Source organism: uncultured Bradyrhizobium sp. (assembly GCF_947648125.1).
Taxonomy (GTDB): domain Bacteria; phylum Pseudomonadota; class Alphaproteobacteria; order Rhizobiales; family Xanthobacteraceae; genus Bradyrhizobium.
In genome coordinates, this window is sequence record NZ_CANSMR010000001.1 from 234124 (window position 1) to 253166 (window position 19043).

Consider the following 19043-nt stretch of genomic DNA (forward strand, 5'->3'; position numbering starts at 1 on the left):
GCCGTTCTGGCAACTACGCCGGCATGTCGTCGGCGATCGTCCGCGAGTGGCCCCTGAACTCTGCCACGACTTTTCCGTCTTGCGCGTTTGTCACGGTACAATCATAGATTGCCGTACGGCTGGTGCGGCAGCGTTCGAGCGCGCACGCGATCAAGCGGTCACCCGGCCGCACAGGCCGCACGAAGGTGATGCTGCATTGCTGAGCCACCGATTGCCGACCATGGCTGTTGCACGCGATCGAGAGCGCCGTATCAGCAAAGGTAAAAAGCACGCCGCCATGGCAGGTCCCGAAGACATTCAGGCCATTTTGCGAAACTGTCATCTCGAGTTCGGCTTCACCTGGCGCGGCGCGGCGCAGCGAGAAGCCGAAAGCCTTCGCTGGCGCGTCGCCGGAAAGCATGAAGGTCGCGCAGCAATGCGCTACCTTGATCGGATCTTCAGGTAACGGGTTCATTTTGCTTGCTAACGGTCGTTTGCTGAGACGATTCAGGGGCAGGTTCCTGGTCGTGCGCGGCTAGCGCGTGTGCTGCCGCCTCAACGGACAGCTCACCTGCCTCGACGCGCGCGAGGGTCACGAAGAAGGCCTCGTCGCTTCGCCCCATGATACGGCGCCGCATTTGGGCAGCGGCCGCTTCCGCCACCAGACGATGGACGCGGGCGCGGCGCCGGGCCTGACGTTCCCAGGGCGCCCGCGGCGCCAGGTTCAGAACGGCCTCGAGGAGATCGGCGACGCCCTTTGCGGAATTGGCTACGGTCTCGATCACCGGCACGTTCCTATCGTTTTCGCGGCGGAGGGCCAGCATGCTCCGCAGTTGCCGGACGGTGCGGGCGGCTAGCGGCAGATCGGCCTTGTTGACGACGAGGATGCTCGCGATTTCCAAGATTCCAGCCTTGATCGCCTGGACATCATCGCCGAGGCCAGGGGCGTTCACGACGACCCTTACATCGGCAACCTCGACGATCTCGACCTCCGATTGCCCCGCGCCGACAGTCTCGATCACGATCACGTCCCGGCCGGCGACATCCAGCACATCGATGATAGGCTGGATGCTTTCGTTCAGGCCGCCGAGGTGGCCGCGCGATGCAATCGAACGGATGAAGACACCGGGATCTTCGGTGTGCCGTCCCATCCTGATCCTGTCGCCAAGCACGGCACCGCCGGAGAGGGGGCTGGATGGATCGACGGCAGCGACGGCGACGGTGCGTCCGCTCTTGCGCAGCTCGGCGACGAAGGCATCGATCAGCGTCGACTTCCCCGCACCGGGCGGCCCAGTGAACCCCACCGTCAGGGCGGCCCCCGTTGACGGCAGCAGCGCGCGGTGCAGATTGGCGGCGGCAGACCCACCCGCTTCCATGACTGTGATAGCCCTTGCGACCGCTTTCGGATCGCCTGCGCGCAGCCGCTTGTGGAAAGTTTCCATGGCGCGCGTCATCCCGTCAGGCAACGATCAGAGGATGTCCGAACCCGAGCTCGCGTCGCAAGCAGCCAATCACTTCGCCGTGCGTGACGCCGACGTCAACGGCCTCCACCACCTTCTCGAAGGTGTTCTGGTCCGTGCTGTTGGCTGCGCGGGCCAGCGCATCCAGGGCGCGGGCGACCTGTCCCTGGCTGCGTTCGCGCTTGAACGCCTTGAAATGTTCGACGTGCCGATGCATGGCATCCGCATCGGGCCGGTCCGCCGGCGGAACGGTCGGATCTTCGTCGATCTGGTAGCAATTGATGCCGACGATCTTGCGCTCGCCGGAGTCGACCCGCTCCTGAAAAGCGAGCGCGGAGTCGCCAATCATGGTTTGAACCAGGCCGGCTTCGGCCGCCTTGTACATGCCGCCAGCCGCATCGATCTTGGCGATTACACGTTCGATCTCGGTCTCCATCTGGTCGGTCAATCGCTCGACATAGTATGAGCCGCCGAGGGGATCGATGACGTCGCAGAGCCGGGCTTCCTCGCGCAGGATATTCTGCGTCGCCACTGCGACACGCGCCGTCTCCTCGCTCGGACAGGCGATCGCCTCGTCATAGGCATCGGTGTGCAGAGATTGCAGGCCGCTCAGAATACCCGCCATTGCCTGGATCGAGACGCGGGCGATGTTGTTGAGGGGTTGCTGCTGCGTCAGGTCGACGCCTGACGTCTGGCCATGGAACTTGAACCGCCAGCATGCCGGATCCTTAGCACCTAGGCGATCGCGCGCGATCCTGGCCCAGATGCGGCGGCCGGCGCGGAATTTCGCAATCTCCTCGAACAGCGAGATCGAGATGTCGAAGAAGAAGGTGAAGCGGCGCAACACATCGTCAACGTCCATGCCCCGTGCGATGCAATCCTCGGCATATTGGATCGCCGTGGAAAGCGTGAAACCCATCGTCTCGGCCGGGGTCGCACCCGCCTGCTGCATGTGCTGGCCGACAACCGACACCGGATTCCAGTTCGGCACATGGCGCCGGCAAAATTCGATGTGATCGAGCAGGACCCGACGCGATCCCGGCAGCGACAGGCGGTAGAACTGGTGGTTGGCGATGAAATGCGAAATATAGTCGCTCTGGTTGGAGGTGCCCGTCACGGAGCGCCAGTCGATACCGCGTCGCCGCGCCACGCCAAGCGTAAAGGCAAGCAGCGTGAATGGTGACGGGTCGTTCATGGCGGTTGAGATTTCGCCGATTGGAACGCCGTCGAGCGCCCGGTCCATGTGGTCCGTGGTGTTGATCACGGTGCCGCAGGTGCCGAGCAGCACCGGATCGACCTCGTCGCAATCGATGCCGCGAAACCCGGAGCAGCATGGCAGGAGGCTGATCGCCGTGGCGCCGGCGTCGATGATGCGCCGGACGCGCTTGTTGTAGTCCTCGGGCGTGCCGAGGCCGATCAACTGCCGCTGGGTCCAGGTCCGACCGCGGTGCATCGACGGGTAGATCCCGCGCGTGAACGGGAACTGGCCGGGAAATCCGAGGTCATCGAGATAGCGCTCGCCGGACCAGTCGCGCGGCGAATAGAGCGGCTGTATCTCGATGCCCGACCGATTGCGAATCGGCTTTTCCTCACGCATCTGCCGCGAATATTGCGAGCGCCACTCACCCTGCGCCTGCTCGAAGCCGGGAAGCGGAAGTTGGATCGCGGTCTGGGTCATGAATTCACCTCCGAGAATTCATCGATTCGGTCCGAACGCGACTGCCGGCCGAGCGCGGCGACGAAGTCGACGATTTCGTCACGCGCAGCGCCAGGACCGAAGATCCGGCTGACACCGGCCGCGAGCAGCGCGCCTTTTTCCTCGTCGGGCACGATTCCACCGACGACGACGCGCACATGGTCGAGGCCCGCTTCGCGGAGCGCAGTCATCATTTTCGGCACGATCAGGTGATCGGTCGCAAGCGAGCTGACGCCGATGATGTCGACGTCTTCTTCCGTCGCGAGCTTGACGACGCCCGAGATAGTCTGCCACGGCGGCGTGTAAATCACCTCCATGCCGGCATCGCGAAGATAGGCCGCGACGATGCGGCTGCCGCGGTCGTGCCCGTCGAGGCCGATCTTGGTCACGAGGACACGAAGTGGCCGTACGTCGACGTTCGTCATCGCCTGGATCTCCGTCGGGCGGCGGTGCCGCGCCGGGATGGACTGACGCCGAAGATGGCGACGAATTCGTCGACGATGGCGTCAAGTCCGCCTTTCGACGGACGGTACCAGACCGGCGTCGAGTTGAGCGCGCCGAGCAACAACATCCGAAGCAGCGTCGAGGAACGGCCCTCAGGCAAGTCCAGGGCCGTGATGAGGGCACGAAACCGCATCTCGTAGCGGTCGCGGTGACCGCGGAGTTCGGCCGCGGCCTCCGGCACGTCGTCGGGCAGGACGCGGACGATCACGCGCGCGAACGCGCTGGCATCGAGAATGGATTCCAGATGCGCCTTGATGGCCCGTCGAAACCGCAACGACGGATCCGTCGCGTAACTGATCGAGGCTTCCAGGTGACCAATGATGCGGTCGACGCCCTCGGCATAAACGGCGACGAGCAGGGCTTGCTTGGTCGGAACATGGAAATAGACCGCGCCGGGCGTGACGCCGGCGGCCTCGGCCACGTCGCGCATGGTCGTCGCATGATAGCCGCGGTCGGCGAAATGCATGGCCGCCGCGTCCAGAAGGGCAGGCCAGCGGTTCGCCTGTTGCTTTGCGGCAGTGGCAGCCACGTTAATACCTCTATCGCTAACTAAACGGCCGTTTAGCGCTTTGTCGGCGACTTGGCAAGTTTTTCGCGCTCGATGGCAAAGGGTAGGGCGCTGCACGTCCGAGGTTACGTCAGAAAGCTACTGATTTATTGGTACTTTATTGCCGTCCGCCGGCTTCGTCTCTGGCGTCTGGCGGGTTGGGGGTGCCCTGCGCAAGCCCGTGAGCCGATCTTCTTGACGTCAAGACATCAAAGAGCTAAACAATCGTTTAATTAGCATCGGCTCAACAGCGATGCGGCGGGAGGGGATGGTGACGCATGGCAGGACAGCGGGAGTTTTGGAATTCTGGCAAGGAAACTCGTACGCGCGAAGAGCGTGAGGCGGAGGTTCTGAGCTTGATGCAGCGGCAGTTGTGCTATGCGTATGAGAAGCTGCCGTTCTATCGCAGGCACTACGACCGGGCGGGCTTTCATCCCGACAGGGTCACCTCGATCGCGAGCTTTACCGAGCACGTGCCGATTATCACCAAGCAGATGCTTCGCGATGATCAGGCGGAGCATCCGCCGTTCGGTAGCTATCTTGGGTCGCTGGACGTCGATATCTGCCGCATCCACGGCTCATCCGGAACGAGCGGCAAACCGACACTCTATGCGATCTCGCGCGGCGATTGGGACTATATCGCCGATGTCATGGCGCAGGCGTTTTTCACCTGCGGCGTTCGGCCGGGCGACGTCGTGCAGCTTGCCACGGTTTTCAGCCTGTTCATGGGAGGGTGGGGGTCGCTGCTGGGTATCGAACGCCTGGGCGCGACGGCCTTCCCGGTCGGCGCGGGCGAGACCGAACGGCAGATCGAGTTGATGTGGCGGGTCAAATCGACCGTGCTAGTGACAACGCCAAGCTATGCATTGCACATGCTCGAGGTTGCGCGCTCGATGGGACTCGATCCGTCCAAATCGCCGCTGCGTCTTGGAATATTCATTGGCGAGCCGGGCTCGTCGATTCCGGGAACACGTCAGGCGCTAGAAGCGGGATGGGGCATCGTCGTGCGCGACATGGCGACAACGTCCGAAATGACCCCGTGGGGCACCAATGCCGAATGCGAGATGGGCCATGGCGTGCATGTCATGCAGGATGAGGTCTGGACCGAAGTCGTCGCGAAGGATGATGCCAACCGCGCGCTTCCCGACGGGGAGAGCGGAGCGCTGGTGTATACACATCTGCGAAGACAGTCGCAGCCGATGATCCGCTTTTATTCCGGCGACGAATCTCACATGACCTACGAGCCTTGCGGTTGCGGACGGACCTACCCGCGGCTTCCGATGGGCGTCTATGGCCGCTTGGACGACATGCTGCTGATCCGCGGCGCCAATGTCTATCCGAGCCAGGTTCAGCGCTCCCTCCTGTCGGTGCCGGGGACGGGCATCGAATTCAAGATCGTGCTTGAACGGAACGGCGCGCTGGACACGGCGACGGTGCGGGTCGAGCGGGATCCGGCGGTGTGCGCCGAGAATTTGGCGGAGTTCGACAGCGAATTGATCATGCTCATCAAGCGCAGGCTGAAGAACGACACCAACATCAATTTCGAGGTCGACGTGCTTGCGCCAAATTCGCTGGAACGCGCGATATCCAAGGCGAAGCGGGTCGACGATCGGCGTCCCCGATTCAGGCCAGGTTGAGCTGTGAGGCGGCGCGTCCATCGTGCTCTGGCAAGCTGATTGTGGATGCAAAGATGTTTTCCGGTTTTTCGGAGGTGTGGGCCCTTTTGGGCAGATCGAGCTGTAATGCGCGGATTGTCAAAGCGAAGCTGACTGAACTCTGATTTCTTCTTTGCTTCAGCTCCGAGCTAGAGGAATATTCAAGGCTCTTCTATGTTCGAGCCGAATGTAGACTGAGCCGAAGCAGTCGGCACACCGCCAAGTAAGCTTATGCCCGACAATTTCGCATTCCGCGGCGAGTTCTGGACCTACTAGTACCCGGAATCAGACCTGAGTGATACGGCGGCCTTTGAACCGGCGTTGACGGACCTTTTTCTTGGTCCAGACGAGGGGCTCGGCTTTGTCGTTGTACGCGTTGACGTAGGCATCGATGTGGTCCTGAAGCTGCTTGAGGCTTGTGAAGGAGGTGCCGCTGAGCGACTGCCCCTGCAAGATTGAGAACCATACCTCGACCTGGTTGAGCCAGGATGCACTTGTCGGCGTGAAATGGAATTGCACGTTGGGATGGGCCTTGAGCCAATCCTCGTTCTTCTTGTGGGTGTTGAGGTTGTCGAGGATAACGTGAAGCTTTCGGTCTGGAAAGGCTGCGGTGAGGCTGTTCATGAAATCGAGAAACTCGACACGGCGACGTCGTTTTGAATGCATAGCGATGATCTTTCCGGTGGCGACTTCGAGCGCCGCAAACAATGTTGTGGTGCCATGCCGCTTGTAATCGTGGCTCTGGCCGGTCAAGGCGCGGCCATTAGGCAACTTCAGATAGCCCTGCGCTCGCTCCAAAGCCTGGATCGAGGGCTTCTCGTCCACGCATAGCACAATAGCCTTCGCCGGCGGGGCGACGTAGAGGCCGACAACATCCGCGGCTTTGGCCGTAAAGTTCGGGTCGTTGCTCTCGCACCAAGACTTGCGAGCCGCGAGGTCGATCTTGTGGCTGCGCAGGAACCGCCAGACATATTGAACGTCAACATCGCCTAGCGCCTCGGCCAGCAGAGGGCCGGTCCAGCGCGCAAACCCTTGCGGGGGGCGGCCTATCCAGCAGCTTCAGAATCCGCTTGTCGGTCGTCTTCGTATAGATCGGCTGCTTGCCGGGCCGCGGCTTGTCTTGCAGCCCTTCAAGGCCTTGGTGGGCATAGCGATGCCGCCAAAGGCTGACAATCCGCGGCTGGACCCCAACTTCCTTGGCGATCGACCGGGTGCTGCGCCCATCCGCCGCCAATAAGACTATCCGCGCTCGCTTCAAATCGCGCTGCAATGTCATCGGTGCGCGACAACACGCCTCAAGCACCTTGCGATCTTTCCTCGAAAGGTGGACTTCTCTTGCCTCGGGTATCATCCCCGCCTTGAATCACGACTCACGTTCCAAGAAAAGTGGGTACTAGAACGGGGTCGGATTGAATCTCGAGGGATTGAACGAAGCCGCTGGCGCGGCATTTGAGGAGAGGTGGTAACGGCCGCCTCCTGTCAGAGAGGATTGAAGGTTTTCAGAGCCCAACCCTTCAGACAGGAGGTTTTCCGATGGTCCAGCTGAGCCCTCTCCGCCGACGCAAGATCGACAATATGACTGTCCGCAATCTGTCGCCTGCGACGCAACGATCATATCTCAACGCGGTATCGAAGCTTAGCCGAATTTTGGCCGATCGCTCGATCATCTGGGCTTGGAGGATGTTCATGCGTTCCAGGTTCATCTGGTGGCGACGGGCATATCATGGCCTGCACTCAATCAGATCGTCATAGACTGCTCAATCTGAAGCGGGCAGGGAGGAAGGTAGGGGAGCAATGTTCATTGACATCTATTGAGACATCGCGATGTCCTACAGCAAGGCAGCAGCGAAGGCGCCGGGCCTCAAGGCGCGCTTTGACACGGCCCGGGTTCGACCCTGCCAAGGTTGCATCGCTGGCGGATATTTCTCGTCTGCCAGTGATGAAAACAGAAGAGTTGTTGGAGCGCCAAAAAAGCGAATCCACCTTTCGGTGGATTCCTTGTTGCCGATTTGAAAGACGTAGCGCGCATCTATGTGTCGCCCGGTCCGATCTTTGAACCGGCGCTGCCGGGAGGCGGGGTCACGATCTGGATCGACTTTTCCAGGCCGCGGGCATAGGAGCAGGCAACGTGATTCTGAGCACTTGGATGCACCATTTGGTGCCCGCGGGACTGCTTTTTGATGAAGCCGCGCGGGCTGCGGGCGCGACCGTTATACCCCGCGGGGTTGGGAATCGGGAATTGCAGGCTCAGATCATCGCAGGAACCCACGTTACTTCGATCTGCGCTTCGAATGCTCGTGTCAAGCTCAAGCATCTCTACCCTTCAGTCTGAATGAATCGGGCGACTAGACTGCAAATGCGCAGTGAGTACTTGACGTCATTTGGATCTTGAAATTAGATAGGTAGCTTGCTATCTAGTCTAGATGGCCGACCCGATCGATCTACATAGCTTTGGCTTTCGCGTGGCATACATTGCAAGACGTCTGCGGCAAGCAGTGGACGGCGAACTCCGGGCATTTGGCTTGACGGAGGCGACGTGGCGGCCATTGGCTTATGTCGGACATCTGGGCGAAGGCGTGCGGCAAAAGGAGCTTGCTGAGGCGCTCGGGATTCAGGGGCCGTCTCTAGTACGTCTTCTCGATGCGTTGGAGAGCCGTGGCTTGATCGAGCGCCGCGAACAGGAAATCGATCGACGGGCCCGCGGCATTTATTTGACGCAAGCTGGCCGCCGGCTACAGCAGCGCATAGCACGGATCAGCGGCAACATTCAGGAGCGCGTACTAGGAAGGGCTCGCGCGGACGATCTTGAAGCCTGTACACGTCTATTCGATGAAATCGAGCGCGCCCTTGATCAGCCTCCGCTTTCGCTAAGAAGGAAGGACGCGATCTGATATGCACGTTTATTCTGATCCAATCGGATCGGCTCCCATTCGGCAACGCTTTTGTATGGCGGATGGTGTCGAGCTCGTAGGCGATGTCTGGGGCACCGCGGATCGTCCTCCTGCACTGCTTCTGCACGGCGGTGGACAGACGCGGCATGCATGGAAACGCACTGCAGCCGTCCTCGCGCGTTGTGGCTATTGCGCCATCGCAGTGGACCAGCGCGGCCATGGCGACAGCGGCTGGTCATCCGACGGCAAGTATGAGATCGATCACTTTGCAAATGATGTGCGTCAGCTCGCTACCAGCCTTTCTCGCAAACCCGTATTGATTGGAGCTTCGCTCGGAGGAATGGCTAGTTTGATCGCAGCAGGGGAAGCCGATGCCTGCCTTGCCGAAGCTTTGGTTCTGGTCGACATCACGCCACGCATAGACCCCGTCGGCGTCGAGCGCGTCCGAAAGTTCATGGCCGCGCACATCAACGATGGTTTCGCTTCCCTTGAGGAGGCCGCTGATGCAATCGCGGCCTATCTTCCCCACCGGCCTCGGCCCAAAAGCCTCGATGGTTTGCGGAGAAATCTCAGGCGTGGAAAGGACGGCCGCTATCGCTGGCACTATGATCCGGCCTTCGTGCACGGAATGTCTGCACGCGCTGACCGTGATCGCGAAGCGCGGCTTGCTGCCGCCGCACGGCGGCTACAAATCCCTATACTGCTGGTACGAGGCGGCTCCAGCGAACTAGTATCAGAGGACATTGCCCGCGAATTCGTCGACCAGTTACCAAACGCCCGCTACGTCGATGTGCACGGCGCCTCGCATATGGTAGCTGGCGATGTCAATGACCCATTCACTGCGCAGGTGGTCGCCTTCCTCGATACCCGCCCTACGCAGTGAAACTTTCACCGCGGGCATCAGATTAGCGTAGAAGTTCTGTGTCTCTTAAGAATATCGCAGTCTTCCTCGATGAACCGCCGGCCGGCTCCGTTTGCGCTGGCTACGCCGTAAGGCTCGCCCTTCGCTATCGCGCTCATCTAGTCGGCATCTTCGTCACGCCCTCCGAATGGCCTCATGCATCCTATGTCCGCGGGCACGACGCGATCGCCCAGATGATCGAGGAGCAAAGAGCCAAGGAAGCGCGGTCCGTGGCGAGCGCCAGTGAACGATTCGAATGTGTGGCCGAACACGAAGGCATCAGCTTCGAGTTTCGGACGATCCGTCCGAGCGATAGTGCCGATGATGCGCTCTTTCACTCCCTGCATGCCGATCTCGTGCTGGTCGGGCATCGAAAGCCTGGCGGGCTTCCTGAATATCGGTCGGCCGAGTCGATGCTGCTGGCCACGGGGGTTCCCGTTCTGATCGTGCCGGATCGCTGGAACTCCGGAACAATTGCCGAGAATATCCTTGTGGCTTGGAATGCGACTCGTGAGGCGCGACGCGCGATTGCGGACGCAATGCCGTTGCTGCAGAACGCGCGCATGGTCTCGGTCATCGTCGTGGACGCACACACGAACGCCAGGCATGGTCAAGAGCCTGGCGCCGACATCGCGGTTTATCTCAGCCGACACGGAGTCAACGTCAACGTCGAACGGGTGAGTTCGGATGGCAGACCGGTTGCCCAGGTAATCACGGATCATGCCTTGCTGGCCCGTAGCGATCTCCTTGTGCTCGGAGCCTACAGCCACGCTCGGTCGCGTGAAGTCTTATTTGGCGGGGTGACGCGGGCACTGCTGAAGAGCGCCGCAATTCCCCTGTTCATCGCGCATTAAGCTCGATACGAGTCTATCTAGGCTATAGATTGTTAGTCGCGTGAATCTAACCATGTCGCTCAAGTTTAAGTGACCATGAATCTCGCTGGTGAAAATCGCGGCCGAACAACGTAATACTTGCTGCGTCGCTACAGCCGATGTCAGTGCGTATTTCTTACTGCTTGCGCGGCACAATGTGCGTCCTCCTCTGATAAATACAGCCACTCTTTTGGGATATCGCTCGAATCGACGCAAGTCGCGGATGGAGTGTCAATCGCGTCCCGAATTGCGTGAGCCCTCCGTCCAGGTTCACTTGAGAGCTTGGCTGCATGGACTTTAGCGCATCGTCGCGCGGCCTGGGGAAGTAGCACAATTTGGCTTGCATAGATGTCAATACGGCAAGTAACTAGCAGCGTGGCCGCGCTGCTTCCGACAAATAACTGTCCGGCCAGTGCGAAGTGCTGGACGACGCATAGCAAGCATCTGTCGGGCCACTATTGCCTGCGTGAAATGGAGGGAGATTGCGTTCTCCGCCTACAGTGAAATCACATATCCGCCGTTGACAGAGAGATGTTGGCCAGTGATGTATGAAGCCGCGTCCGAGAGGAGAAAGCAGACCGGCCTGGCGCTCTCGACTGGATCAGCCCAGCGCCCGAGGGGTACCTGTGCCAAGTAGCTTTCCCGAAACTTTTCACCGCGGATGGTCTCGGTCATTGGCGTCTCCACCACCCCGAACGCCACGGTATTGACGCGGATGTTCCATTTCGCCCATTCGCGGGCCGCGCACATTGTCAAACCAAACAGTCCGGCCTTGGCGACGCCATAGTTGATCTGCCCGATCGTGCCTTTGCGGCCGGCATCCGAGGAGATGTTCACAATAGCGCAGGGCGCGTTTGCGCCTTCTTTCGCGCGTTGGATGGCCGCGCGACCTACCGCCTGCAGGAAATGAAACGAACCAGTGAGATGAACATCAATAACCGCCGCCCAAGCCTCGACTGTCATCTTCTCGATCATTGCGGGCTTGACGATCCCGGCATTGTTTACCAGCCCATGTATGTCCCCGAAGTGCAGATGGCATGCTTCGACGGCCTTCCCGGCTGTTTCAGGGACAGCCACGTTGCCTATGACTGCCTGGAAACGATCAGCCCCGAGCTCATTTTGAACTGCATCGATGGTAGCTGCATTGAGGTCCACGCCCACGACCTTGGCGCCAAGTTCGACGGCAGTCTTGGATATCGCCTTTCCGATGCCTTGGCCCGCTCCTGTAACGATAACGTTGCGGCCTTCGAGAGAGAATTGATCGTTCATCTTTGCGGTCCTTTTGTTCGAAAGAGTGCCGGGCAGGTGACATTCGGCGCGATAGCGTCATCGCAAACATCCGTCTCTTTGCGCGCCGCCGTATAGCCCGGATGTAACTGTTGCGCTATGGATTCCTTTGCAGCGTTAACGTCTGTACAATCCCATCAACGTTGCCTTGGCGAGCGTGCTGAAATGCAAGTCGAATCCCACGACCGCGGCCGATGAATCCGCCGTGACCGGAAGGCTCTCTTGCGAAACCGCAAATACCGTAAAGACATAGCGGTGGGGATGATCGTTCGGGGGCGGGCAGGGCCCACCATAGCCAGGCTTGCCAAAGTCCGTCCGCGTCTGCAGCGCGCCATTTGGAAGCTTGCCGGCGTTCGGGGTGCCCGCATCGAGAGGCAGTTCTGTTACCGACGCAGGAATGTTGACAACCAGCCAGTGCCAAAATCCGCTACCGGTTGGTGCGTCAGGGTCGTAGCAGGTGACGGCGAAGCTCTTCGTTTCGCTCGGAGCACCTGACCATGAAAGGTGCGGCGACTGATTGCCTCCCGCGCATCCAAAGCCGAAATCCTTCGACAGGATATGAGTCTCGGGGAGGTAGTCGCCATCACGAAAGCTTTCGCTCACGAGTTTGAAGGTCATTGCGTGGCTTCCTCATTGATGTTGGAGTTCCGAGATAGCTGATGTCTGCACGCGATGCAAAGTGTGGGGCTGAGGCACCGGCGATCTAGCTAGTCATGTCGATCCGTCCGCCGCGCAGTCGTCATGAGAAGGTCTGTCGCCAGGACGGCCGCGGCCATCGCGAAATAGGCGCCGTGATAGCCGATCTGCGCAGCGAATATCCCGAAGAGCGGCGGACCGAAGATGATGCCAAGATAGGCGAACATGAGGCTGCCGGCGGTCGCGAGCCCGGCTTTTCGACCGACTTCACTTCGCTCATGATCTCGGCGAGGTAGACGCCATTCCATCCGCTTGCGGTGCCGCCGCGGACGATGACGAATGCAGCGAGACAGGCGATGGGCCAGGCTGGAGAGAATAGACCTATCAGCGCAGTTGCGATCGCCATCAGCACCGCAATGGCCACAAGAACCCCATGTGGCGAACGCACGCGGTCCGCGACGAAGCCCCAGCCCAGATGTCCGGCCACGCTGGCCAACTGACTGGTGCTGAGCAGTGCGCCTGCCGGTACGAGATCGGTTTCAGTTGCGCTGGTTAAACAGACCATCTTCGGTGAAAGACCGAGCGCCGTCGTGATCTCGTTGGCCATCACCGGCGGAACCATGCTGATCATCGCCGTTACCGTCTGCGGCAGCATGGTGACGACCAGGATCAGCGCTTTTCCGGGCCTCTTTTTCTCGTTGCCCGTACGCTCGCTGTCCTTCGCTTCGAGCAACTCCGCTTTGGCCTCCATTCCGTGCTCCAAACGTCCTCTTGACTCGTCCATAACTTCAGTGTGAAATTTATTTCATGGATGTGAAATCAGCAAGCCGTACCGTTGATCTTTTCGAGCTTTTTGCCCGCGAGCAGCAGCCGCTGTCGCTGTCCGAACTGGCGGCGGCGCTGGATGCGCCGTTATCGAGCTGCTTCAACCTGGTGCGTGCCCTGAAGGCGCGCGGCTTTCTGTTCGGCGTTGGCGGGCGGAAGGGGATCTATCCGACCCGAAAAATGTACGATATCGCTTCCGCCGTCGCGGCCGGCGAACCCTGGCTCAAGCGCATGATGCCGCGCCTGGAACGACTGCGCGATTTGACCAACGAGACGGCCATTCTTGGCAAGGAGCAAGGCGGCTCCGTGATCTACCTTGCGGTGCTCGAAGGAAGGCAAAACATCCGTTACACCGCGCGGCCCGGCGACCTGAAGCCGCTGCACTCCAGCTCGATCGGCAAGGCCTTGCTCGCTGCAAAGCCTCCAAAAGCGCGTGTCGAGGCGATCGCAAAACTGCGGCTCGATGCAATGACGGAGAACACCATCACCGATCGTGCGAAGCTCGCCGAAGAGATCGATCTCGCCGCATCTCGCGGCTATTCGATCACACGCGGTGAGAACGTGGCCGACGTCATGGCCGTCGCAACGACGGTGAAGTTCGGCGGCGACATCTACGGGATTGCCGTTGCGGGACCCATGCATCGCATGGCTGAAGAGGTCGGATCGCAGCAGCAGCGCTTGATGGAGATCTGCCGCGAGATCGAGAGGGACTCGTGAGCGATCTGGTCGCAACCAGCTTCTCTGACGGCGTCCTGCACGTGACGTTGACGCGTCCCGAAAAACGCAATGCGCTGAGTGATGCTTTGATTGGGACGATTGGGGCGACGTTTGCGGAGTGGTCGGCGCGCGAGGATGTGTCGCTTGCGGTATTGACCGGCTCGGGCGACAAGGCATTTGCTTCCGGCGGAGACCTCAAGGAGCTCGAGGCGCTGCGCGGCGAGGCGGAGGCCCGCGCATTTGCCGCGCGCACCCGCACAGCGTTTGACTGCGTTCGTCGTTTTCCGGTGCCGGTGATTGCGGTTCTCAACGGCGACGCGCTCGGCGGCGGCGCCGAACTTGCCATGGCTTGCGATCATCGTGTGGCGCTTGCGCATGCGCGCATTGGCTTCCTGCAGGCGAAGCTCAACATCGCAACCGCTTGGGGCGGCGGCACCGACCTGTTTACGCTGGTCGGGCCGAGTCGCGCCGTGCGCATTCTTGCCACCGCTCAAATCTTTGCCGCCGCAGACGCGCAGCGGCTGGGTCTTGTCGACGCGGTTGCGCCGGCGGGCGACCAGGCCAACGGGTTCTTGCAGAGCTATGTCGACGAGATGAAGCAACGTCCGCAAGTCATGCGCGCGATCAAGTCGCTTGCGATCATGCACCGGTTCGGCGGATCGACGGAAGAACGCGCCAGCCGTGAAAGCGCGTGCTTTGCTGCCGCCTGGGTCCACGACGATCATTGGTCGGCCGTCGCGAAGATGGCCATTGGGAGACGCTGACAGGAGGATTTATTGACCGCATTGTTCAAGCAGGCCGCTCCTCCGGCAGATCTGGCGCGCACGCCGTCGGGTATCGAGCTTCCGCTCGTTGCCACGGCGAAGGACCATGGCGCCGACGACGGCTTTCCCGGCGAGTATCCTTTCACCCGGGGAATATTTCCGGACGGTTTCCGCGGGCGGCTCTGGACGATGCGGCAATATGCCGGTTTCGGCAGCGCAGAGGATTCCAACGAGCGATACAAGTTTCTGCTCAAGCAGGGACAGACCGGTCTCTCGGTCGCGCTCGATCTGCCAACGCAATGCGGCTATGATCCGGATGACGCCATTGCGGGGCCCGAAGTCGGCAAGGTCGGAGTTTCCTTGTCGAACCTCTCCGAGATGGAAGTCCTGTTCGACGGCATCGATCTGTCGAAGATCTCGACGTCCTTTACGATCAACGGAACCGCCGCGATCATCTACGCCATGTATGTGGCGTGTGCGGACAAGAAGGGCGTTCCGCGCGCAAAGCTCACGGGCACGATCCAGAACGATATCCTGAAGGAATATGTCGCGCGCGGAACCTGGATTTTCCCGGTCCGCCCGTCGATGCGGCTGATTGCGGATTCCATCCTCTATGCCAATGATGTCACGCCGCGCTTCAACCCGATTTCGATCGCAGGCGCGCATGTGCGCGACGCCGGCTCGACGGCCGTCGAGGAGATGGCCTATACGCTCGCAAACGGACTTGCCTATGTGGACGAGTTGATTTCGCGCGGCGGCGATGTCGCCAAATTCGCCAAGCGCCTGAGCTTCTTCTTCTACGTCCACATGGATTTTTTCGAGGAAGTTTGCAAATTCCGCGCAGGCCGCAGGCTCTGGGCCAGGCTCTTGAAGGAGCGATGCGGCGTCACCGACGACAAGGCTTTGATGTTCCGCTTCGGCGTGGTCTGCGGCGGGTCGTCACTGACGGCAGCACAACCCTTCAACAACGTCATGCGGGTTGCGATCGAGACCATGGCGGCCGTTCTCGGTGGCGCGCAATCGATCTTTACAGCGGCTTACGACGAAGCTTTCCAGATTCCGACCGAATTTGCGGCCGAGCTTGCGCTGCGCACGCAGCAGGTCGTGGCCTATGAAAGCGGCATCGCCAATTCGGTCGATCCGCTCGGCGGCAGCCATCTGGTCGAATTCCTGACCGACCGCATGGAACAGGAAATGCGCCGCGTCATGGACGAGATCGACGCTTACGGCGGAGTCATCAAGGCGATCGAGGACGGCTGGATGCAGTCTCGTATCGCCGAGCGCGCGCTCGAGCGAAAGAGGGGCGTCGATAGCGGTGAGACCGTGATCGTCGGCGTCAATGCCTTTACGAAAACCGGCGAGACAACTTCAGCGGGCGAAACCTTCAAGCTCGACCCGACCGCGGCGAAACGCGTCATCGACAAGCTCGATGCCCTTCGCGCGCGCAGGAACAATGCAGCGGCCGAACGCGAGCTCGATCGGCTGGCGCAAGCCGCCGAGAACGACCGCGAAAACCTGATGCCTTATCTGGTCGATTGCGCGCATGCCTATGTCACCGTCGGCGAGATGGTCGAACGGCTGAAGCGCCGGTGGGGAAATTTCCAGGAGCCGATCGGGATATGACCGGAACATCCGAAGCTGTGCTGAAGGGCAAGCGGATACTGATCGCCAAGCCCGGACTCGATGGCCATGACGTCGGTGCAAAGGTGATTGCGCTGGCGCTACGCGACGCCGGCGCCGAGGTGATCTACACGGGCCTGCGCAAGACGCCCGACTACATCGCACGCATTGCGGTGGACGAGGACGTTGACGCGGTGGGCTTGAGCGTGTTGTCGGGCAGCCATCGCGATCTCGTCGAGCAGACGCGCGCGAGCCTGGAGGCCGTCGAGGCCGGCGACATTCCGATCTTTCTGGGCGGGACCATTCCGGCCGAGGACTGGCCGGATCTCTACGCGCTTGGCGTGAAGCGGATCTACACGAGCGAGATGCCGCTTGCAGACGTCATTGCCTCCATCGCCGAGACATTGAAATGAGCGGACCTCTGGCCGGCATCAGGATCCTCGAGATCGGCCACATGCTGGCCGGTCCCTATTCGGGATTGTTGCTGGCCGATCTGGGTGCCGATGTCATCAAGATCGAGCCACGCGAGGGCGATATCGCCCGCAAGGTCAGTCCGAATTTCATCGGACCGCATAACGAATATTTCGCGAGCCTGAATCGCAACAAGCGAAGTGTCGTGATCGATCTGGCCTCGAAAGAGGGGCAGGCGCAATTTCACGCGCTGGCGCGCAGTGCCCGTGCGCTGATCACCAATCTTCGTCCGTCGGCTATCAAGAAGCTGGGTCTTACCTACGAGGGGTTGCGGTCGGTCAATCCGGGGCTCGTTTGCGTTGCGTTGACCGGCTTTGGCATCGACAGTCCCTATGCCGACAGGCCGGCCTACGACTATGTCATCCAGGCGATGACCGGCGTCATGCAGTTGACCGGCGAGCCTGACAGTCCGCCGACCAAGACCGGCTATTCGGCCGTCGACAACTCCGCCGGCATCATGGGCGCTCTCGGCCTCGTTGCCAAGCTCGTGGAGGGAAAGGGCGGTCAGGTCGACGTCGCGATGTACGACGTCATGCTGTCGCAGCTCAACTACATCGCGGCCGGCTGGCTGAACTCGGGCGCCCGGCCGCGCCGTTATGCGCAATCTGCCCATCCTTACGTGGTGCCGGCGCAAGTGTTTCCGACCGGGGAAGGCTGGCTGACGTTGTTCATCACCCATGACGATTTCTGGCGGAAATTCAGCCTCGAATGCGGCCGGCCGCAATGGTTGGCCGACGAGAGGTTTGCGACGATGGAAGCGCGCCGCGCCAACCGCGAGGCTGTCGTCGCCGCCATAGCCGAGGTGCTGCAGACATCGGATGCCCGCGACTGGACTGCGCGACTCGCGCCGCTCGGTGTGGTCGCGGCCGAAGTGAGCACGTTGGAGAATGCGCTGGCGAGCGAACAGGTCCGGGCGCGCCGGATGGTCGTCGACATCCCCGCAGGCGATGCGACCATGCGCGCAATCGGCAATCCCCTGAAGATTGCAGGGTACGCCGAGACGCTGCAGCCGCCGCCGCTGCTCGGCGAACACAACGAACTTGTGACGGAGATCGGGCCGTCATGACCGCAAGCTCGGCCAGGCAACGGCGCCTGATGGCGCGCGCGCTCAGCCGCGCCGCGGATGCGTCCGTGGCCGAGGTGCTCGCGAGCACGCGAGGAAGCGCGGGCGTCTGCCGCCGGATCGGCGTGACCGGTCCGCCGGGTGCTGGCAAGAGCAGCCTGATCACGGCGCTCGCCCGCCGTCGTCTTGCCCGCGATGGCGACATCGCCATTCTGGCGGTCGACCCCACCAGTCCGGTCAGCGGCGGCGCGATCTTGGGCGATCGCATTCGCATGGAGGATCTGGCGCACAATCCGCGCATCTACATCCGCTCGCTCGCGAGCAGAAGCAGCCACGACGGTCTTGCCGACAACCTGGCTGATATCCTCGAGATCGTGGAGAGCGCGGGCTTTGCGGAAGTCATTCTCGAAACGGTCGGCGTAGGCCAGGTCGAATATGCCGTCAGACATGTCGTCGATACCACCTTGCTGGTCTTGATGCCCGGCGCCGGCGATCAGATCCAGGCGATGAAGAGCGGCATTCTCGAAACCGCCGACGTTTTCGTCGTCAACAAGGCGGACCAGCCCGGCGCGCGACAACTGGCCGCCGAACTCGCGTCGGTACTGAAGCTCAAGGCGCCGGACCGCCGAGGCTCAAGCGACGATTGGCAGCCGCCGATTCTTTCCACGTCGATCCAGGATCAGGCGAGCGTGGCAGCACTCGCTGAAGCCGTCGACCGCCACCAGGCCTGGCTGGTGCGGCATCGCGACGTCGACGAGCGTCTTGAACGGCGCCGCGCGCAGCATGTCGGCAGCTTAGTCGCACGACGGGTCGCCGAAGTGCTGAAAGAACTGCCGGCGGAGCTTCTGCATCTGCCGCTGACATCGTTATACGAGGCGGTGGTCGAGCGCTTGACCGAAACGAGGCCATCGAGCGGCGTCGAAAACGACCATCGAAGCAGGGGGCTCCTTTCGAAAGCGCGATAGTCGGCCAATACAATAAATTCGGCCAAATCAAAAAGGGAGGAGACGACATCGCTGCAGGAATAGCCCGAAGCGCGACCTTGGCGTATCGCTGACTCTCGTCATCCTCAGCTTGCTGTGCGGACATTGAGACGCTGTCTCCGAGCTCCGCGATCGTCTCAGAACCGTGCGCACAAGGGCCTTCGATGCTGGC

General features: G+C 61.1%; 19 protein-coding genes and 2 pseudogenes. 11 read left to right on the forward strand and 10 right to left on the reverse strand.

Annotated elements, in window-relative coordinates:
• Positions 1–13 precede the first annotated feature (13 nt).
• From paaI to Q0030_RS01165, 5 genes are read right to left on the reverse strand one after another with little or no spacing between them, the layout of a single operon-like run.
• Entirely contained in the window at positions 14–454 is a 441-nt protein-coding gene (gene paaI / locus Q0030_RS01145; protein ID WP_298362262.1) for a hydroxyphenylacetyl-CoA thioesterase PaaI, read from the reverse strand.
• Positions 438–1421 (reverse strand): methylmalonyl Co-A mutase-associated GTPase MeaB, encoded by a 984-nt coding sequence (gene meaB / locus Q0030_RS01150; RefSeq protein ID WP_298362265.1) that lies wholly within the window; start codon positions 1419–1421, stop codon positions 438–440. The genes paaI and meaB (Q0030_RS01150) overlap by 17 nt, the downstream gene beginning before the upstream one ends.
• 16 nt (positions 1422–1437) lie before the next feature.
• The gene (locus Q0030_RS01155; protein ID WP_298362268.1) at positions 1438–3117 is read right to left on the reverse strand and encodes an acyl-CoA mutase large subunit family protein; all 1680 of its coding nucleotides are present in this window, start codon (positions 3115–3117) and stop codon (positions 1438–1440) included.
• Positions 3114–3560, reverse strand: coding sequence for a cobalamin-dependent protein (locus Q0030_RS01160; protein ID WP_298362271.1), 447 nt, complete (start codon positions 3558–3560; stop codon positions 3114–3116). The genes Q0030_RS01155 and Q0030_RS01160 overlap by 4 nt, the downstream gene beginning before the upstream one ends.
• Positions 3557–4168, reverse strand: coding sequence for a TetR/AcrR family transcriptional regulator (locus tag Q0030_RS01165; protein ID WP_298362273.1), 612 nt, complete (start codon positions 4166–4168; stop codon positions 3557–3559). Before Q0030_RS01165 ends, Q0030_RS01160 begins: the two co-directional genes overlap by 4 nt.
• 377 nt (positions 4169–4545) lie before the next feature.
• Here Q0030_RS01165 and Q0030_RS01170 point away from each other — a divergent pair, with 377 nt between their 5' ends.
• Positions 4546–5823, forward strand: a complete 1278-nt coding sequence (locus Q0030_RS01170) for a phenylacetate--CoA ligase family protein (protein WP_298362274.1) — start codon at positions 4546–4548, stop codon at positions 5821–5823.
• Positions 5824–6126: 303 nt separating this feature from the next.
• Here the strand turns inward: Q0030_RS01170 and Q0030_RS01175 are convergent.
• Positions 6127–7192, reverse strand: a pseudogene (locus tag Q0030_RS01175) (IS630 family transposase).
• Positions 7193–7374: 182 nt separating this feature from the next.
• Between Q0030_RS01175 and Q0030_RS01180 the strand changes: the two are divergent.
• Positions 7375–7604, forward strand: a pseudogene (locus tag Q0030_RS01180) (phage integrase N-terminal SAM-like domain-containing protein); the annotation flags it as partial.
• 266 nt (positions 7605–7870) lie between these two features.
• Here Q0030_RS01180 and Q0030_RS01185 read toward each other — a convergent pair.
• On the reverse strand, positions 7871–8155 hold the full coding sequence (locus Q0030_RS01185) for a hypothetical protein (protein WP_298362276.1): 285 nt from the start codon (positions 8153–8155) through the stop codon (positions 7871–7873).
• 109 nt (positions 8156–8264) lie between these two features.
• Between Q0030_RS01185 and Q0030_RS01190 the strand changes: the two genes are divergently transcribed.
• Genes Q0030_RS01190 through Q0030_RS01200 form a run of 3 tightly spaced genes read left to right on the forward strand, consistent with a single transcriptional unit; the run spans position 8265 to position 10487 of the window.
• Positions 8265–8732 (forward strand): MarR family transcriptional regulator, encoded by a 468-nt coding sequence (locus tag Q0030_RS01190; protein ID WP_298362278.1) that lies wholly within the window; start codon positions 8265–8267, stop codon positions 8730–8732.
• Position 8733: 1 nt separating this feature from the next.
• The gene (locus Q0030_RS01195) at positions 8734–9615 is read left to right on the forward strand and encodes an alpha/beta hydrolase (protein ID WP_298362280.1); all 882 of its coding nucleotides are present in this window, start codon (positions 8734–8736) and stop codon (positions 9613–9615) included.
• A 38-nt stretch (positions 9616–9653) separates the two neighbouring features.
• Positions 9654–10487, forward strand: a complete 834-nt coding sequence (locus Q0030_RS01200) for a universal stress protein (protein ID WP_298362283.1) — start codon at positions 9654–9656, stop codon at positions 10485–10487.
• Between the two features lie 513 nt (positions 10488–11000).
• Here Q0030_RS01200 and Q0030_RS01205 read toward each other — a convergent pair.
• The 3 genes from Q0030_RS01205 to Q0030_RS01215 form a co-directional block, all read right to left on the reverse strand.
• A complete protein-coding gene (locus Q0030_RS01205) occupies positions 11001–11774 on the reverse strand; it encodes an SDR family oxidoreductase (protein ID WP_298362286.1) in 774 nt (257 codons plus the stop codon).
• Positions 11775–11909: 135 nt separating this feature from the next.
• On the reverse strand, positions 11910–12410 hold the full coding sequence (locus Q0030_RS01210; protein WP_298362288.1) for a YbhB/YbcL family Raf kinase inhibitor-like protein: 501 nt from the start codon (positions 12408–12410) through the stop codon (positions 11910–11912).
• Positions 12411–12531: 121 nt separating this feature from the next.
• The gene (locus Q0030_RS01215; protein WP_298362291.1) at positions 12532–13179 is read right to left on the reverse strand and encodes a hypothetical protein; all 648 of its coding nucleotides are present in this window, start codon (positions 13177–13179) and stop codon (positions 12532–12534) included.
• 56 nt (positions 13180–13235) lie between these two features.
• Here Q0030_RS01215 and Q0030_RS01220 point away from each other — a divergent pair, with 56 nt between their 5' ends.
• From Q0030_RS01220 to meaB (Q0030_RS01245), 6 genes are read left to right on the forward strand one after another with little or no spacing between them, the layout of a single operon-like run.
• Positions 13236–13970 (forward strand): IclR family transcriptional regulator, encoded by a 735-nt coding sequence (locus Q0030_RS01220; RefSeq protein WP_298362294.1) that lies wholly within the window; start codon positions 13236–13238, stop codon positions 13968–13970.
• Positions 13967–14734, forward strand: coding sequence for an enoyl-CoA hydratase/isomerase family protein (locus tag Q0030_RS01225; protein ID WP_298362296.1), 768 nt, complete (start codon positions 13967–13969; stop codon positions 14732–14734). Before Q0030_RS01220 ends, Q0030_RS01225 begins: the two co-directional genes overlap by 4 nt.
• 12 nt (positions 14735–14746) lie before the next feature.
• Positions 14747–16357 carry a methylmalonyl-CoA mutase family protein gene (locus tag Q0030_RS01230; protein ID WP_298362299.1) on the forward strand — a complete coding sequence of 537 codons (1611 nt, stop codon included), beginning with the start codon at positions 14747–14749 and terminating at the stop codon, positions 16355–16357.
• A complete protein-coding gene (locus Q0030_RS01235; RefSeq protein ID WP_298362302.1) occupies positions 16354–16767 on the forward strand; it encodes a cobalamin B12-binding domain-containing protein in 414 nt (137 codons plus the stop codon). Before Q0030_RS01230 ends, Q0030_RS01235 begins: the two co-directional genes overlap by 4 nt.
• Complete coding sequence (locus tag Q0030_RS01240) at positions 16764–17891, forward strand: CoA transferase (protein ID WP_298362304.1); 1128 nt, start codon at positions 16764–16766, stop codon at positions 17889–17891. The genes Q0030_RS01235 and Q0030_RS01240 overlap by 4 nt, the downstream gene beginning before the upstream one ends.
• Positions 17888–18853 (forward strand): methylmalonyl Co-A mutase-associated GTPase MeaB, encoded by a 966-nt coding sequence (gene meaB, locus Q0030_RS01245; RefSeq protein WP_298362307.1) that lies wholly within the window; start codon positions 17888–17890, stop codon positions 18851–18853. Before Q0030_RS01240 ends, meaB (Q0030_RS01245) begins: the two co-directional genes overlap by 4 nt.
• Positions 18854–19043 lie beyond the last annotated feature (190 nt).

Coding starts and splice junctions, on each gene's coding strand:
- Q0030_RS01215 (WP_298362291.1), bottom strand. CDS start 13,179: ATGGAGGCCAAAGCGGAGTTGCTCGAAGCGAAGGACAGCGAGCGTACG.
- Q0030_RS01185 (WP_298362276.1), bottom strand. CDS start 8,155: ATGCTTGAGCTTGACACGAGCATTCGAAGCGCAGATCGAAGTAACGTG.
- Q0030_RS01170 (WP_298362274.1), top strand. CDS start 4,546: ATGCAGCGGCAGTTGTGCTATGCGTATGAGAAGCTGCCGTTCTATCGC.
- Q0030_RS01240 (WP_298362304.1), top strand. CDS start 16,764: ATGAGCGGACCTCTGGCCGGCATCAGGATCCTCGAGATCGGCCACATG.
- meaB (WP_298362265.1), bottom strand. CDS start 1,421: ATGGAAACTTTCCACAAGCGGCTGCGCGCAGGCGATCCGAAAGCGGTC.
- meaB (WP_298362307.1), top strand. CDS start 17,888: ATGACCGCAAGCTCGGCCAGGCAACGGCGCCTGATGGCGCGCGCGCTC.
- Q0030_RS01195 (WP_298362280.1), top strand. CDS start 8,734: ATGCACGTTTATTCTGATCCAATCGGATCGGCTCCCATTCGGCAACGC.
- Q0030_RS01190 (WP_298362278.1), top strand. CDS start 8,265: ATGGCCGACCCGATCGATCTACATAGCTTTGGCTTTCGCGTGGCATAC.
- paaI (WP_298362262.1), bottom strand. CDS start 454: ATGAACCCGTTACCTGAAGATCCGATCAAGGTAGCGCATTGCTGCGCG.
- Q0030_RS01220 (WP_298362294.1), top strand. CDS start 13,236: ATGGATGTGAAATCAGCAAGCCGTACCGTTGATCTTTTCGAGCTTTTT.
- Q0030_RS01235 (WP_298362302.1), top strand. CDS start 16,354: ATGACCGGAACATCCGAAGCTGTGCTGAAGGGCAAGCGGATACTGATC.
- Q0030_RS01210 (WP_298362288.1), bottom strand. CDS start 12,410: ATGACCTTCAAACTCGTGAGCGAAAGCTTTCGTGATGGCGACTACCTC.
- Q0030_RS01160 (WP_298362271.1), bottom strand. CDS start 3,560: ATGACGAACGTCGACGTACGGCCACTTCGTGTCCTCGTGACCAAGATC.
- Q0030_RS01155 (WP_298362268.1), bottom strand. CDS start 3,117: ATGACCCAGACCGCGATCCAACTTCCGCTTCCCGGCTTCGAGCAGGCG.
- Q0030_RS01205 (WP_298362286.1), bottom strand. CDS start 11,774: ATGAACGATCAATTCTCTCTCGAAGGCCGCAACGTTATCGTTACAGGA.